Source organism: Pseudomonas sp. 8BK (assembly GCF_902506475.1).
In the GTDB taxonomy this organism is placed as follows: domain Bacteria; phylum Pseudomonadota; class Gammaproteobacteria; order Pseudomonadales; family Pseudomonadaceae; genus Aquipseudomonas; species Aquipseudomonas anguilliseptica.
On record NZ_LR733252.1, the window covers coordinates 3424722 to 3439980 of the forward strand.

Annotated in this window: 11 protein-coding genes; 9 read left to right on the forward strand and 2 right to left on the reverse strand. The window is 62.2% G+C overall.

Annotated features, from left to right (window positions below):
• Window positions 1–56 precede the first annotated feature (56 nt).
• The 5 genes from ACIN8IBEIGE_RS16025 (at window position 57) to ACIN8IBEIGE_RS16045 (ending at window position 7729) form a co-directional block, all read left to right on the forward strand.
• Window positions 57–1220 (forward strand): EAL domain-containing protein, encoded by a 1164-nt coding sequence (locus ACIN8IBEIGE_RS16025; protein WP_160015526.1) that lies wholly within the window; start codon window positions 57–59, stop codon window positions 1218–1220.
• 128 nt (window positions 1221–1348) lie between these two features.
• A complete protein-coding gene (locus ACIN8IBEIGE_RS16030) occupies window positions 1349–2143 on the forward strand; it encodes an ABC transporter substrate-binding protein (RefSeq protein WP_160015527.1) in 795 nt (264 codons plus the stop codon).
• 125 nt (window positions 2144–2268) lie between these two features.
• Window positions 2269–3600: a deoxyguanosinetriphosphate triphosphohydrolase gene (locus tag ACIN8IBEIGE_RS16035; RefSeq protein ID WP_160015528.1), complete on the forward strand. Its 1332-nt coding sequence runs from the start codon at window positions 2269–2271 to the stop codon at window positions 3598–3600.
• Window positions 3601–3603: 3 nt separating this feature from the next.
• Window positions 3604–4674 carry an FUSC family protein gene (locus ACIN8IBEIGE_RS16040; protein ID WP_090387413.1) on the forward strand — a complete coding sequence of 357 codons (1071 nt, stop codon included), beginning with the start codon at window positions 3604–3606 and terminating at the stop codon, window positions 4672–4674.
• A gap of 97 nt (window positions 4675–4771) precedes the next feature.
• The gene (locus ACIN8IBEIGE_RS16045) at window positions 4772–7729 is read left to right on the forward strand and encodes an HD domain-containing phosphohydrolase (protein ID WP_160015529.1); all 2958 of its coding nucleotides are present in this window, start codon (window positions 4772–4774) and stop codon (window positions 7727–7729) included.
• A 60-nt stretch (window positions 7730–7789) separates the two neighbouring features.
• On the opposite strand, the gene ACIN8IBEIGE_RS16050 is transcribed toward ACIN8IBEIGE_RS16045, so the two are convergent.
• Window positions 7790–8131, reverse strand: coding sequence for a YggL family protein (locus ACIN8IBEIGE_RS16050; protein WP_160015530.1), 342 nt, complete (start codon window positions 8129–8131; stop codon window positions 7790–7792).
• 234 nt (window positions 8132–8365) lie between these two features.
• Here ACIN8IBEIGE_RS16050 and dacB point away from each other — a divergent pair, with 234 nt between their 5' ends.
• Window positions 8366–9802 (forward strand): D-alanyl-D-alanine carboxypeptidase/D-alanyl-D-alanine-endopeptidase, encoded by a 1437-nt coding sequence (dacB, locus tag ACIN8IBEIGE_RS16055; RefSeq protein ID WP_160015531.1) that lies wholly within the window; start codon window positions 8366–8368, stop codon window positions 9800–9802.
• A 34-nt stretch (window positions 9803–9836) separates the two neighbouring features.
• Here the strand turns inward: dacB and ACIN8IBEIGE_RS16060 are convergent, their stop codons facing one another.
• Entirely contained in the window at window positions 9837–10310 is a 474-nt protein-coding gene (locus tag ACIN8IBEIGE_RS16060) for a MarR family winged helix-turn-helix transcriptional regulator (RefSeq protein ID WP_160015532.1), read from the reverse strand.
• 111 nt (window positions 10311–10421) lie between these two features.
• On the opposite strand from ACIN8IBEIGE_RS16060, the gene ACIN8IBEIGE_RS16065 reads away from it, so the two are divergent.
• The 3 genes from ACIN8IBEIGE_RS16065 to ACIN8IBEIGE_RS16075 all read left to right on the forward strand — a co-directional run bounded on the left by ACIN8IBEIGE_RS16065 (window position 10422) and on the right by ACIN8IBEIGE_RS16075 (window position 15256).
• Entirely contained in the window at window positions 10422–12191 is a 1770-nt protein-coding gene (locus ACIN8IBEIGE_RS16065; RefSeq protein WP_160015533.1) for an N-acetylglutaminylglutamine amidotransferase, read from the forward strand.
• A 73-nt stretch (window positions 12192–12264) separates the two neighbouring features.
• Window positions 12265–14004: an N-acetylglutaminylglutamine synthetase gene (gene ngg / locus ACIN8IBEIGE_RS16070; protein WP_160015534.1), complete on the forward strand. Its 1740-nt coding sequence runs from the start codon at window positions 12265–12267 to the stop codon at window positions 14002–14004.
• A gap of 61 nt (window positions 14005–14065) precedes the next feature.
• Window positions 14066–15256, forward strand: a complete 1191-nt coding sequence (locus ACIN8IBEIGE_RS16075; RefSeq protein ID WP_090387430.1) for an osmoprotectant NAGGN system M42 family peptidase — start codon at window positions 14066–14068, stop codon at window positions 15254–15256.
• Window positions 15257–15259 lie beyond the last annotated feature (3 nt).

Here is a 15259-nt window from a genome sequence, read left to right on the forward strand (position 1 = left end):
TTAGTCACCTGGCTACGCCGCCCACCGGGGCGTCTGCCTGGCTAAGGAACTGCGCAGTGTTCAACGGTCAACCGCTTGCTGTTTTTCAACCTTTTATCGATACCGCCACCGGACGTATTGCCGGTGTCGAAGCACTGGCGCGCCTGCGCAGCGCTGATGGCCAACTGCACTCGGCAGGCCCCTTGTTCAGTGACCCGAAAACCCCGCCCACTGCCCTGCGCCGCCTCGACCGCGAAGTCCGCGAACAAGCTCTGCGGCGCTTTCATGAAGCCCCGCATGACTGGTTTCTCAGCCTGAATATCTCGCCACGCTGGATCAGTCGGCTGCGCCCCGAACAAGCACTGCCCAGCCTCAAACAGCTGCAACACAGTGGCATCGACCCAGCACGTATCGTCTTTGAAATCACCGAACTGGGCGGCGCCAGTTCACGCCTGCCGGGTGTGGTGGAACGTTATCGAGAGGCCGGCGCACGCATCGCCATCGACGACTTCGGCGCGGGCTACTCTCAGCTCGACCGCGTACTGGCCTTGCAACCGGACATCCTCAAGCTGGACATGCGCCTGTTTCAGCAAGCCGCCCGTGGCGGGCCGAGCAGCGAGATCGTCAAGGCCCTTGCGCAGATGGCAGAAAAGACCGGCTGCTGGATCATTGCCGAAGGCGTGGAAACCGAGGCCGAGCTGGATTTCGCCCTGGAGTGCGGCGCGCGTTATGTGCAGGGCTATCTATTTGCCAAACCCGAAGAGACTTTTTTCAGCAGCAGCGCCTTCTTCAAACGCTTTGCCCAGTTGCGCGACCATTATGTGCAGCAAAAACTCGCTGAACGCGCACGGCTGATGACCCTGCGCCAGCAGCTCGGTGAGCTGATGAACGGTTTCAAGACCTGGATCGAAAACGGCTCACAGCCCGATCAACTGCCGCAACCGCACATCTACCCCTGGCTGCTGCGCATCTATCAGTGCGACCGTCACGGCACCCAGCTGACTGCCAATCTGGAATGGCGCGAGCATGCCTGGCACAGCGATGCGCGTTACGTCGGGCATAACTGGTCGTGGCGGCCGTATTTCTACCAACTACTGGCCGAAGGCTGGGAAGAACGTCGATTGATTCTCTCCAGCACCTACCGCGACGCTACCACCAACCAGTACTGCCTGACCGCCGGACAATTCATCGACAACGGCAAACGGCTGCTGCTGATCGATATCGACGCTGCAGGCTTCTGAGGCTTGCATGAATGTTCCACGGCATTGACTAATACCCCAGCACGGCCACAATCAAAAAAGGACAGGCAACGTAGAGTGCAGCCCATTGAGGCTGCCGGGTGTTCCACCACCCACGGCGACAAAGCACCATGCAAGTGGCCATCTCCAGCTTACTGCTTGTACTCATACTGCTGCCCCAGGCGCTCAAGGCCGAGGGTCCATCCGTTCTGCGCCTGTGCTACCAGCTGCAGGATCACCCGCCGTTCACCTTCCCCGCAAACAACGCACAAGCGCCTGGCCCCGGTATTCTGCTGGAGCTTATTCAGGCGGCCGCTGAGCAGGCCGAGCTGACCATCGACTGGCAACGCCAGCCCTGGAAACGCTGCATCCTTGCCCTGCAAAAAGGCGAGGTGGATGGCATCTTCCCGGCCATCTGGCAGGCAGAACGCGACACCTGGGGCCAGTTCCCCGGCCGCGACCCGCAACGTGGCCAGCCAGTGCAGCGAGAGTATCGGCTCTGGCAGGTCGACTACCCGATTGCCACCCGCCTCGGCGGCCAACTGAGCTGGGACGGCCAACGCTTCGCCAACCTCAAGTACGGCCTGAGCTCACCGCTGGGTTATCTCACCCGCCAACGTTTGGCCGATCTGGGCGCCCTTAACAGCGTTTCACTGCAACCCGACAAAGCCCTGCTGCTGGTGGCCAGCGGGCGCCTGGATGGATTTGTCATCGAACGCAATATCAGCCGGGCACTGATCACCGAATTGCAGCTGCAAGAACAGCTGCAGTTTCTCCCGCAACCCTTGCTCCAAGCGGACTGGCACTTGCCGCTGTCACAGCCGTTCTACCAACGCCACCCGCAGCAAGCCATGCGCTTCTGGCAGGCCCTTGGCCAACAGCGCGAAATGCGTGAAGCCGAATTGCGTCAGCGTTATATGCCCTAGATAACGACAGCAAAAGAACGGGCCTCATCCGGGTATAAATCGCTCAACTGCCTGCGGCCGCCTTGCATCATCGGCATAGAACCTTGAAGCTAGCTGCCACAGCCAGGTAACGGCGAGGACAACCCTTGGATTGGCAAACCCTGCTCAACCGCGAACGACTCGGCAAGCCGACGCACAGCGTCGCCGAACTGGGCCGCACCCCGTTCCACAAAGACCATGATCGCATCATCTTCTCCGGCGCCTTCCGCCGGCTGGGACGCAAGACCCAGGTGCACCCGGTTTCCAGCAATGATCATATCCACACCCGCCTGACTCACTCGCTGGAAGTCAGCTGCGTGGGTCGCTCGCTGGGTATGCGCGTTGGCGAGATGATCCGCGATGCCCTGCCGGACTGGTGCGAACCAAGCGACCTGGGCATGGTCGTGCAGTCTGCCTGCCTGGCTCACGACATTGGCAATCCGCCCTTTGGCCATTCCGGTGAAGATGCCATCCGCCACTGGTTTCAGCAGGCCGCCGGGCGTGGCTGGCTGGACTCGATGAGCGCGGCCGAGCGCGGCGACTTTCTCAGTTTCGAGGGCAATGCCCAGGGCTTTCGGGTACTCACCCAACTGGAATATCACCAGTTCGATGGCGGCACCCGGCTGACTTACGCGACGCTCGGCACCTACCTGAAATACCCCTGGACCGCGCGTCACGCCGAAGCCCTGGGCTACAAGAAACACAAGTTCGGCTGCTACCAGAGCGAGCTGCCGCTGCTTGAGCAGATCGCCGGCAAACTCGGCCTGCCGCAGCTGGAAGAACAGCGCTGGGCACGCCATCCGCTGGTCTACCTGATGGAAGCGGCGGATGACATCTGCTACGGCCTGATCGACCTGGAAGACGGTCTGGAAATGGAGCTGCTTGAATACAGCGAGGTCGAGGCGCTACTGCTCAACCTGGTCGGCGATGACCTGCCGGAAACCTATCGCCAGCTCGGCCCGGACGACTCCAAGCGGCGCAAGCTGGCAATCCTGCGCGGCAAAGCCATCGAGCATCTGACCAATGCCGCCGCACATGCCTTCGTCGAGCAACAGGACGCCCTGCTCGCCGGCACCTTGCAGGGCGATCTGGTTGAACATATGCACGGCACCGCCAAGCGTTGCGTGCAGAGCGCCAAGGACATGGCCCGGCAGAAGATCTTCCAGGACAAGCGCAAGACCCTGCACGAGATCGGCGCCTACACCACGCTGGAAATTCTCCTGAATGCCTTTTGCGGCGCAGCGCTGGAGCAACATGGCGGGCGCACACCGTCGTTCAAGAACCGCCGTATCCTCGACCTGCTTGGCAATAACGCACCTGACCCAAGCTGGCCGCTGTACCGCTCATTCCTGCGCATGATCGATTTTATCGCTGGCATGACTGACAGCTACGCTACTGAAATGGCCCGCGAAATGACGGGCCGTTCAAGCCCGGTATAAGCCATGAATAGCCTACTGCGACAAACCTTCAGCTGGCATGCCGGTCCCCCCGCCTGGGGCCCGGCCATGGTCGCCGGCTTCGGCTGTGCGCTGCCATTGCTGCTTGGGCTGTTCAGCGCTCACCCGGGGTTTCTCTGGGCCTCGGCTGGCGCCTTCCAGGCAGCGCAAGCCAACCCACTGCACCGCCTGGGCATGCTGCGCATGCTGATGCTCTGCGGCCTGGGTGCCTGCAGCGCGGGACTGGGCTTCTGGTCGGCCAGCCATCCTTATGCCAGCTTGCTGGTCTTTGCCCTATTTGGCTTTCTGCTCGCCTGGCTGCAACGCTTTGGCAGCGAAGCCGGCAAACTGGGTATCGGTCTGGCTATCTGCCTGTGCCTGGGCCAGGGCCAACAAGGCCTGGGCTCGCTGAACAACCCCTACGCCATCGCCATGCTGTTTATCCTCGGTGGGCTCTGGGTGATGCTGCTGGCCTTCGGCCTGCGCGGCATGCATGGCCTGCGCATGTGGCCGTACATGCCGCGTTTTATCAGCATTTTCAAGGTGCTCAAACGGCACGCCAAACGCCTGCCACAACAGAAGTGGCGGCTGCATGCACTGGGCTGCACCCTGGCATTCGCCCTCTCTGGGCTGATCGTCAACCTGGCCGAGCTGCACCGCGGCTACTGGCTGACACTGACCGTGGTCACCACCTTGCAGCTGGATTTTCAGGGCAGCCTGGTGCGTGCCGTGCAATCAATCCTCGCCAGCCTGGGCGCGGCTGCGTTGCTGATTCTGCTCGGCCACAGCCTGCAGAATCCGGCGCTGATGGTCGCCACATTGCTACCGCTGATCGCCCTCAGCCGTGCCCTGCAGGCCAACCATTACGGCCTGTTTGTGCTGCAGACCACGGTGTGCTTCGTGTTGTTGGCCGAAAGCCTGGCACATGACTGGCAGCTACCCCAGGTACGCCTGTTCAACAGCCTGATTGGCGTGGCCCTGGCCTTGCTGGTAGCGCTGCTGGTATATGGCCTGGAGCGCTGGCTGGTCCATCGAAACAATCTGCAAAAAATCAAGCACAGCACAGGCCCAACCTAGAGCTGTTGCCGCACAAGAAACCTGCATCCGCGCCACGGCAAAACGCACAACGCTCCACTATGCTTGGCGCTAGCCAAGATATACAGGACATGCGCGGATGCAGCAGACAGCAAGGTCCAAGGAACGCCGTTTTCCGCTCCATATCCATATCAGCGTGCTGTTCACTCTGCTGCTGCTGGGCTCTGGCGTGGTGCTGGGGTACTTCAACTACCAGCAGACCAGCAACATCATCCTCAGCAGCAGCGACCAGCTGTTCACCCAGATGCGCAAGGAAGTTCAAGCGGATCTGCGCAATACCTACCAACCCATTCGCTACATGATCAACCTGCTGGCGCGTAACGAGCAGATCAACGGCCGTGACCGCCATGAGCGCATGATCATGCTGCCGATGTTCAGCCAGGCACTGCGCGACAACCCCAAGCTGGCGTCGATCTATGTCGGTTATGGCGATGGCAGTTTCTTTATGGTGCGGCCGCTGCGTAGCGAGAAACTGCGGCAGATTTTCTTTGCCCCTGAAAATGCCGAGTATCAGGTGTGGAGCATTGACCGCATCAGCGAACAACGCCTGGATTCCGAATACCTGTTCTTCGACGCACAGCTGCAGCCCATCAGTCGCCGACAGAACCTCAAGGAAACCTACGATCCGCGTCGCCGCCCCTGGTACAACAGCGCGCTGCAGAGCCCGAAGCACTTCACCACCGCGCCCTATGCCTTCTTTTCCACCCAGGAAATCGGCACCACCATTGCCCGCAAAAGCAGCGAAACCACGGTGGTGGGCGCCGACCTGACCCTCGATGACCTCTCCGCCACCCTGGCCCAACATCGCCTGACGCCCTCCACCGAAGTGGTGCTGTACAGCCCCGATGGCAGCGCGGTCGCCTACCCGGATAGCACACGTCTGATTATCCCCGGGGAAAAGCTACAACTGGCGCAGGTCAAGGATCTCAGCCCGGTGCTCGCCGACTTTCTCAGCCTCGGCCTTGATGAGGATCGTCAAGGCGCCGTGCGCCTGAACAAGCAGCGCTGGCAAATTTCCTACAGCCAGCTCAGCGAGGGCGGCCCGCAAGGGCTGCGCCTGGCTCTGCTGGCCCCGGAAAGTGAACTGCTCGCCGATGCCTACCGCATCCGCTGGCAAGGTGCCGTACTGACTCTGGGCATCCTGCTGCTGTGCATCCCGATTGGCTGGCTGCTCTCCAATATTCTGGTCAAACCGCTGCGCCTGCTGGTGGGCGAGGCCGAGGCCATCCGCAGCTTCAACTTCGATTACCCGGCCAGTGGCCGTTCCTTCGTCAAGGAAGTCGACCAGCTCGCGGTGTCGATGGGGCGGATGAAGGAGACCATCTCCAGCTTTCTCGACATTGCCGCCACGCTCTCGGCAGAAACCCGTTTCGACGCCCTGCTACGCCGTGTGCTGCGCGAAACCGTCGACCTCAGCGAAGCCAGCGGCGGTCTGCTCTATCTGCGCGACAGCAACAGCGGTCGCCTGGAGCCGCACGGGCTGTTTATCAATGAGCTGCAGCACAATCTGGAAGAGCATCGCATCCCCAGCTTCGACCCGAATGACCCAGCCCTGCCAAGCTGGCTCGCGCAAACGGCAACCGGCGGCCCCAGCGTCACCGTGGCGCTGGGCTTCGAGCATGCGCAGGGCTTCCAGAGCCTGCTACACACCCTCGACAGCCCGCGCGCGCACCTGGTCTGCACTGGCCTGCATAACCGCCAGGGCCAGACCCTCGGCGTACTGCTGCTGTTGCACCGCGACACCGGTGATGAGGCCGATCTGGCCATGCTGCGTCCCGAGCGCATCGCCTATGTCGAGGCGGTCTCCGGCGTGGCGGCGCTGTGCATCGAGAGTCAGCGCCTGCTCGATCAACAGAAGAAACTGCTCGATGCCTTTATCCAGCTGATCGCTGGCGCCATCGATGCCAAGAGCCCCTATACCGGTGGCCACTGCCAACGGGTGCCGGAAATTACCCTGATGCTCGCCCGCGCGGCTGCCGCCAGCAAGGATGACGCGTTCAGCGACTACCAACCCACAGACGAAGAGTGGGAGGCTCTGCATATCGCCGCATGGCTGCATGACTGCGGCAAGGTCACCGTGCCCGAGTACGTGGTGGACAAGGCCACCAAACTGGAAACCATCTGCGACCGCATCCATGAAGTGCGCATGCGCTTTGAAGTGCTCAAACGCGACGCCTGGATCAGTTACTGGGAACATCTCAGCCAGGGCGGTGAAGCGGCCAGCCTGGCTCAGGTGCGCGATGAGCTGCTCGCCACCCTGGATGATGAGTTCGCCTTTATCGCCCGCTGCAACCTGGGCGGCGAAGCGATGGCCGACGCTGACCTTGAGCGCCTGCGCAACATCGCCGCGCGCACCTGGACGCGCACCCTGGATGATCGCCTGGGGGTTTCCTGGGAAGAGAACCTGCGCCAGTCGCGTACCCCGGCGCAGCCGTTACCGGTGCAGGAAACGCTGCTCAGCGACAAAGCCGAACACCTGATCGAGCGTCCCGAAAGCGAGCTGATCGCCGAAGACAACCCGTGGGGCTTCAAGCTGGAAGTGCCGCATTACAAACACAATCGCGGCGAGGTCTATAACCTCAGCATCGGCCGCGGCACCCTGACCAACGAAGAGCGCTTTATCATCAACGGTCATATGGTGCAGACCATTCGCATGCTCAGCCACCTGCCCTTCCCCGCACACCTGACCAGCGTTGCCGAGATTGCCGGCGGCCACCATGAAAAGATGGACGGCACCGGCTACCCGAAACGCCTGAAGCGCGAAGACATGAGCCTACCGGCCAGGATGATGGCGATTGCCGATATCTTCGAAGCGCTGACCGCAGTGGACCGTCCCTACAAAAAGGGCAAGCTGTTGTCCGAATCACTCAACATTATGGCGGGTATGTGTAAAGGCGCGCACATCGATCCCGAACTGTTCGGGCTTTTTGTACGGGAAAAGATCTACCTCAGCTACGCCGAACGCTTTCTACGTCGTGAGCAGATTGATCAGGTTGATAACGCTGCGCTGCTGGCCAAGGCGGGCCTGAGCGACTGACGAGAATTGCAGAAGGGAAAAGCAACAGGGCATGCGCGATGCATGCCCTGCTTACAGGTTTTAGGCCTGATTGATCGAGTTGTCTGGGTACCAGACGTCGAGCAGCGGGCTGGCGGTGAAATCCACCAGCTCGTCACGGCCTTTCAGCCAGGCTTCAACGGCAGCGCGCTGCTCTTCGTTGACCGAGCCACGCTTGGACAGGCATACCAGACCGAAGTCATCGCCGCCGACATAGCCCAGGCCGTTAGCGGTCATGGCATCACGCAGGAACTGCTCAAGAAAGCTGTCGATGGCCTCATCGGCCAGGTCTTGCTTGAAGTTCAGGTTCAGCTCAAAACCCAGCTCCTGGAATTCATCCACGCAGAGTTTTTTGCGCAGACGGCGGGAACGGTTAGTAGCCATGGAACAATCCTCAAAAGTGATAACGCGCGGCACTCTAGCAGTTTCGCGGCTTGCGCGCCCGCCTGGAAGACGACAGGTCGCTCGATTGCCCACAGAAAAGCCCGGCTGATGGCATTTACTGCCATTCAGCTGGAACTGTATTGGGGCATAATTGCCAACATCTTCTCAATCCGCGATGGAACCTCTTTACATGCCTCGCGTCACCTTTGTCCCTCAGCTGGAGGGGAGTCGCCCATGATCAAAACCCTGCGTCATCTGGCTATCGCCGGCCTACTGCTGCCTGTTTGCCTGCCACTGGCAGCCGCCACGAACGGTTTATCAAACAAGGTTCAGCAATCGCTGAAAGCCAACAAGATCAGCAGCCAGTCGCTGTCTGTGGTCACTGTGCCGCTCAATGGCCCTGGCAATAGCACCTTTTTCAATGCCGACATTTCCGTCAACCCGGCCTCCACCATGAAGCTGGTCACCACCTACGCAGCGCTTGAGCTGCTCGGCCCGACCCACCAGTGGAAAACCGAGTTCTTCACCGACGGCCAACTGAAGAACGGCGTGCTCAACGGCAATCTGTACCTCAAGGGCGGCGGCGACCCCAAGCTGAATATGGAAAAGCTCTGGCTGATGATGCGCGACCTGCGTGCCAACGGCGTGCTGCAGGTGACGGGCGATCTGGTGCTCGACCGTAGCCACTTCGTACAGCCACAGTTACCGAGTTTTAATGACGATGGCGGCGATGCCAACAAGCCATTCCTGGTCACCCCGGACTCCCTGCTGGTCAACCTCAAAGCCCTGCGTTTTATTGCCCGCACCGAGGGTGGCAAGGTGCATATCGCCGCCGAGCCGCCGATTGCCGATATCCGCATCGACAACCGCGTCAAAGCCCTGCCAGCAGCCAAATGCCCGGGCTGGCCGGATGTGCGCTACAACCCGGTCACCGAATTCGACGGCACCACGGTCATCGTCACCGGCAAGCTGGCCGAAGGCTGCAGCTCGCAGACCTACCTGTCGCTGCTCGACCACCCGAGTTATGCCGCAGGCGCCATCCGCGCCATCTGGCAGGAGCTGGGCGGCAGCATCATGGGCAAGGACCGTCTTGCTCCAGTGCCAGAGAAGGCCCGCCTACTGGCCCGCGCCTATTCGCCGGACCTGACCGAAATCATCCGCGACATCAACAAATACAGTAACAACACCATGGCCCGGCAGCTGTTCCTCAGTCTCGGCGCGCAGTTTCGCAACTCCGCCGACCAGGACGACAGCAAGGCAGCACAACGGGTGATCCGCAGCTGGCTGGCACGTAAAGGCATAACCGCGCCACACCTGGTGATGGAAAACGGCTCCGGGCTGTCGCGTGCCGAGCGGGTCAGTGCGCGGGAAATGGCCACCCTGCTGCAAGCGGCTTGGAAGAGCCCTTACGCCGCCGAATTTATGGCTTCGCTGCCATTGGTGGCGATGGACGGCACCATGCGCAAACGCCTGCACCGCACCCCACTGGTGGGCGAGGCGCGAATCAAGACCGGTACGCTGAACAATGTGCGCGCCATCGCCGGTTTCAGCCGCGACAGCAACGGCAACAGCTGGGCCGTGGTGGCCATCCTCAACGACCCACGCCCTTGGGGCGCCTCGTCGATTCTCGATCAGGTGCTGCTGGATCTGTACAAACAGCCCAAACGCTAAGCCTGTCATGCCGCGCCGGCATGGCGCGGCTTTTTTACTCCATCTCCCCACACAGCTGCGCCGCGCGTAACAGCGCGGCGGTCAAGCTGTGGCGCTCCCACTCCTGCAATCCGGCAAAGCGCGTGACAAACTCCGGCGGTAGCAGGCTCGGCGCCTGTTGTAACAGGGTGCGGCCCTGTTCGCTGAGCAGCAACCACTGCCGGCGCCGATCCTGATCGTCGCGCTGACGTTGCAGCAGGCCCTTTTCCTCCAGCCTGTCGAGCATGCCCGACAGGGTCGCAGCCGTCAGGCTGACCCGGCCACTGAGGTCGCTGGCCGTCAACCGCGTCTCTCCCGCCAACACCTGCAGAATCATCAATTGCATCGGCGTCAGCCCACCAAAGCGGCCGAGGCGTTTGGCATGCACTTCACCGGCCTGTTGCAAACGTCGCAGCGCCTGAAACAGCGGCAGCTCGAAGGCCGAAACAGATGACAAATCTATTTCAGTAGAAACCTTTTTATCAGCCATATACGCCTTTTAATTCGATATAAAACTTTGACATGAAAGCATTATTTTGTTTTGGTGTAAAAGGTTCGGCAGCCCCGAACCACTCCCCAACGGCAATACCGGTAAGGAATTATGTGCGCAATCGCTGGAGAATTACGTTTTGATCAACGACCGGCCGACCTGGCTGCAGTCGAGCGAATCACCCACCATATGGCCGCCCGCGGCCCCGACGCCTACGGCTTTCACAGCCAGGGCCCACTCGCCCTCGGCCATCGCCGCCTGAAAATCATGGACCTGGCCGAAGCCTCGGGCCAGCCGATGATCGACAGCGAGCTGGGCCTGACGATGGTGTTCAACGGTGCCATCTACAACTACCCGGAACTGCGCGAAGAGCTGAAAGCCCTTGGCTATCGCTTCTTCTCCGATGGCGACACTGAAGTGCTGCTCAAGGGCTATCACGCCTGGGGCACCGACCTGCTACCCAAGCTCAACGGCATGTTCGCCTTCGCCATCTGGGAGCGTGACAGCCAGCAACTGTTCATCGCCCGCGACCGCCTCGGGGTCAAGCCGCTGTATTTGTCACGCACCGGTGAGCGTGTGCGCTTTGCCTCCAGCCTGCCAGCGCTGATGGCCGGCGGCGACATTGGCAAAACCCTCGACCCCGTCGCCCTCAACCACTACCTGAACTTCCACGCCGTGGTGCCCGCGCCGCGCACCCTGCTGGCCGGGGTAGAAAAACTGCCGCCCGCCAGCTGGATGCGCATCGACGCCCAGGGCAACTGTGAGCAGCAGACCTGGTGGAACCTGACATTCGGCCCACAACGCGAGGAAATCGCCTTCGGCCTGGATGAGTGGCGTGAGCGCGTGCTGGACGGCATGCGTGAGGCCGTATCAGTCCGTCAACGCGCCGCCGTGGACGTCGGTGTGCTGCTTTCCGGCGGTGTCGATTCGAGCATGCTGGTCGGTCTGTTGCGTGAAGCCGGGGTAGAAAACCTGTCGACCTTCTCCATCGGTTTTCAGGATGCTGGCGGCGAGCGTGGCGACGAGTTCCAGTACTCCGACCTGATCGCCGAGCACTTCGCTACCCGTCACCATCAGCTGCGTATCGGCGAACATGAGATTCTCGAACAGCTGCCGGCGGCCTTTCGCGCCATGAGCGAACCGATGGTCAGCCACGACTGCATTGCCTTCTACCTGCTGTCACGCGAGGTGGCCAAGCATTGCAAGGTGGTGCAGAGCGGCCAGGGCGCCGATGAGCTGTTCGCCGGCTACCACTGGTACCCGCAAGTGGACGAAGCCGAAGATGCCTTCGGCGCTTATCGCGCGGCGTTCTTCGACCGTGATTACGATGAATACGCCGCCTGCGTGCAGCCTGAGTGGTTGACCCGCGACATGGCCGGCGACTTCGTCCGTGAGCATTTCGCCCAGCCCGGCGCTATAGCCGCCGTGGACAAGGCGCTGCGCCTGGACAGCACGGTGATGCTGGTCGATGACCCGGTCAAACGGGTCGACAACATGACCATGGCCTGGGGCCTGGAGGCACGCACGCCGTTCCTCGACTATCGCCTGGCCGAGCTTTCGGCACGTATTCCGGGGCGCTTCAAGCTGCCCGATGGCGGCAAGCATGTGCTCAAGGAAGCCGCACGCCAGGTCATTCCCAGCGCGGTGATCGACCGGCCCAAGGGCTACTTCCCGGTGCCTGGCCTCAAGCATCTGCAAGGCGCCACCCTGGGCTGGGTGCGTGACCTGCTGCTCGACCCCAGCCAGGATCGCGGCCTGTTCAACCCGGCCATGCTGGATCGCCTGCTGAGTGACCCGCACGGTCAGCTGACGCCTTTGCGCGGCTCCAAGCTGTGGCAGTTGGCCGCGCTGAATCTCTGGTTGAACGAACACGGCCTGTAGAGCGCTGCGGTGGCTGGACACAGCCCCGCCACCGCAGCATCTGCCACCTGCTCACGGCAAAGGAACCCCTCCAATGCGTGCCACTGCCTTTAATCAACGCCTGCTACGCGGCCAAGCGCCTTCCTACGAGCGCCTGCAGGCGCGCCTGGCCGAAGATCACAACGCCCCGCCCAGCCAACCACAAGCCGTGCACTGCGGCTGGGGTCGCCTGCTGCTCGGCCATACCTACCCGGATGCTGCCGCCCTGGCCAGCGACCTGCTGACTGAGCAGCCCGGCGAGCGTGATATCGCTCTATATGTCGCAGCACCGCACCAGGTGCTGGCGCAAGCGCCGCAGCAGCTGTTTCTCGATCCCTCCGATACGCTACGTCTGTGGTTTACCGACTACCGCCCCGCGCGCCGGGGTTTTCGCGGTTACCGCGTACGCCGCGCGCAGAGTGCCGAGGACTGGCAGGCGATCAACGCCCTGTATCAGCTACGCGGCATGCTGCCGATCGAGCCGGACAAACTTACCCCGCGCCACCTGGGCGGGCCGGTGTACTGGCTGGCCGAGGATGAAGACAGCGGCACAATAATCGGCAGCGTGATGGGCCTCAATCACCACAAGGCCTATCAGGACCCGGACCACGGCAGCAGCCTGTGGTGCCTGGCGGTCGACCCACGCTGCAGCCGACCTGGCGTCGGCGAGGTGCTGGTACGTCACCTGATCGAACACTTTATGAGCCGTGGCCTGAGCCACCTGGATCTATCCGTGCTGCACGACAACGAGCAGGCCAAGGGCCTGTACGCCAAGCTGGGCTTTCGCGAGCTGCAGACCTTCAGCATCAAGCGCAAGAACGGCATCAATGAAGCGCTGTTTCTCGGCCCCGGCCCGCACACCCCGATGAACCCTTACGCGCGGATCATCGTCGATGAAGCACTGCGCCGCGGCATCGAAGTGCAGGTCGACGACGCCGACGCCGGGCTGTTCACCCTAAGCCACGGCGGCCGACGCATCCGCTGCCGAGAATCACTGAGCGACCTGACCAGCGCGGTGAGCATGACCCTGTGTCAGGACAAGCGCCTAACCCATCGCGCCCTGGCCCGCGCCGGCCTGCACCTACCGGCCCAGCGCCTGGCCGGCAGCGCCGAGGACAATGCCGCCTTTCTCGCCGAGCACGGCAGCCTGGTGGTCAAGCCGGTGGATGGCGAACAGGGACAGGGCGTGGCGGTGGATCTGCGCACGCCGCTGGATGTGCAGGACGCCATCGAACGCGCCAGTACCTTCGACAGCCGCGTCTTGCTGGAAAGCTTTCACCCAGGCTTTGACCTGCGCATTCTGGTAATCGGCTTTGCCGTGATCGCCGCCGCCATTCGCCGCCCGGCGGAAGTGATCGGTGATGGCCAACACAGCATCGGTGAACTGATCGATGCGCAGAGCCGCCGCCGGCAAGCCGCCACCGAAGGCGAAAGCCGCATCCCCAAGGACGCTGAAACCCTACGCACCCTGCATGCCGCCGGGGTTGATTACGACAGCGTGCTGCCGGCCGGCCAGCGCCTGGCCGTGCGTAAAACCGCCAACCTGCACACCGGCGGCAGCCTGGAAGACGTCACCGATATCCTCCACCCGGTGCTGGCCGATGCCGCCGTAAAAGCCGCCCGCGCCCTGGATATTCCGGTGGTCGGCCTCGACCTGCTGGTGCCCGCAGCCAATCAAACCGAGTACGTGTTTATCGAAGCCAACGAGCGTGCCGGCCTGGCCAACCACCAACCGCAACCCACGGCCGAGCGCTTTATCGACCTGCTATTTCCCTTGAGCCAGACACCCAGCTGACCCATTCCCAGCCCCTCTCCTGCTTACGGCCGAGGGGCGCAATCGCCGTAGAGGAGACTCCATGCAGCAACTCCCCGAACCCGACCTCGTCTATCTGCAGAAAGTGCTGCTGGAAATGCTCGCCATTCCCAGCCCCACCGGCTTTACCGACACCATCGTGCGCTACGTTGCCGAGCGCCTGGAAGAGATCGGCATCCCCTTTGAAATGACCCGGCGCGGCACCATTCGCGGCACCCTCAAAGGCAAACAGAGCAGCCCGGACCGCGCGGTCTCGGCGCACCTGGACACCATTGGCGCCATCGTGCGCGAGTTGCAGGACAACGGCCGCCTGGGCCTGGCCGCCGTCGGCTGCTGGTCGAGCCGCTTCGCCGAAGGCAGCCGTGTCAGCGTGTTTACCGATCAGGGCGTGATTCGCGGCAGCGTGCTGCCGCTGATGGCCTCGGGCCACGCATTCAATACCGCCGTGGACCAATTGCCGATCAGCTGGGACCACGTCGAACTGCGCCTGGACGCCTACTGCAGCACCCGCGCCGACTGCGAGTCGCTGGGCATCTCGGTGGGCGACTTTGTCGCCTTCGACCCACTGCCAGAGTTCACCGAAAGCGGCCATATCAGCGCGCGCCATCTGGATGACAAGGCCGGCGTCGCGGCGCTGCTTACCGCACTCAAGGCCATCAAGGAAAGCGGCCTGGAACCAGAGATCGACTGCCACCCGCTGTTTACCATCACCGAGGAAGTCGGCTCTGGCGCGGCAGCCGCCCTGCCCTGGGATGTCAGTGAATTCGTCGGCATCGACATCGCCCCGGTTGCGCCTGGCCAGCAGTCCAGCGAACACACCGTCAGCGTGGCGATGCAGGACTCAGGCGGGCCTTACGACTATCACCTGTCGCGCCAGCTGTTGCGTCTGGCCAGCGAAAATGAAATCCCGGTGCGCCGCGACCTGTTCCGCTATTACCACAGCGACGCACAGTCGGCAGTCACCGCTGGCCACGACATTCGCACGGCTCTGCTGGCCTTCGGCTGCGACGCCACTCATGGCTATGAACGCACGCACATCGACAGCCTCAAAGCCCTGAGTCGACTGCTTGCCGCCTACGTACTCAGCCCACCGGTATTCTCCAGCGACGCTCAGCCTGCACAGGGCTCGCTAGAACGCTTCAGCCACCAACTGGAGCACGATGCGCAGATGGAAAGTGATACCCGCGTCCCGACTGTCGACAGCCTGTTGCGCCCCCGCGATCAGGACGCTTGAAGG

Coding starts and splice junctions, on each gene's coding strand:
- ACIN8IBEIGE_RS16060 (WP_160015532.1), bottom strand. CDS start 10,310: ATGGCTGATAAAAAGGTTTCTACTGAAATAGATTTGTCATCTGTTTCG.
- ACIN8IBEIGE_RS16065 (WP_160015533.1), top strand. CDS start 10,422: ATGTGCGCAATCGCTGGAGAATTACGTTTTGATCAACGACCGGCCGAC.
- ACIN8IBEIGE_RS16040 (WP_090387413.1), top strand. CDS start 3,604: ATGAATAGCCTACTGCGACAAACCTTCAGCTGGCATGCCGGTCCCCCC.
- dacB (WP_160015531.1), top strand. CDS start 8,366: ATGATCAAAACCCTGCGTCATCTGGCTATCGCCGGCCTACTGCTGCCT.
- ACIN8IBEIGE_RS16030 (WP_160015527.1), top strand. CDS start 1,349: ATGCAAGTGGCCATCTCCAGCTTACTGCTTGTACTCATACTGCTGCCC.
- ACIN8IBEIGE_RS16050 (WP_160015530.1), bottom strand. CDS start 8,131: ATGGCTACTAACCGTTCCCGCCGTCTGCGCAAAAAACTCTGCGTGGAT.
- ngg (WP_160015534.1), top strand. CDS start 12,265: ATGCGTGCCACTGCCTTTAATCAACGCCTGCTACGCGGCCAAGCGCCT.
- ACIN8IBEIGE_RS16075 (WP_090387430.1), top strand. CDS start 14,066: ATGCAGCAACTCCCCGAACCCGACCTCGTCTATCTGCAGAAAGTGCTG.
- ACIN8IBEIGE_RS16045 (WP_160015529.1), top strand. CDS start 4,772: ATGCAGCAGACAGCAAGGTCCAAGGAACGCCGTTTTCCGCTCCATATC.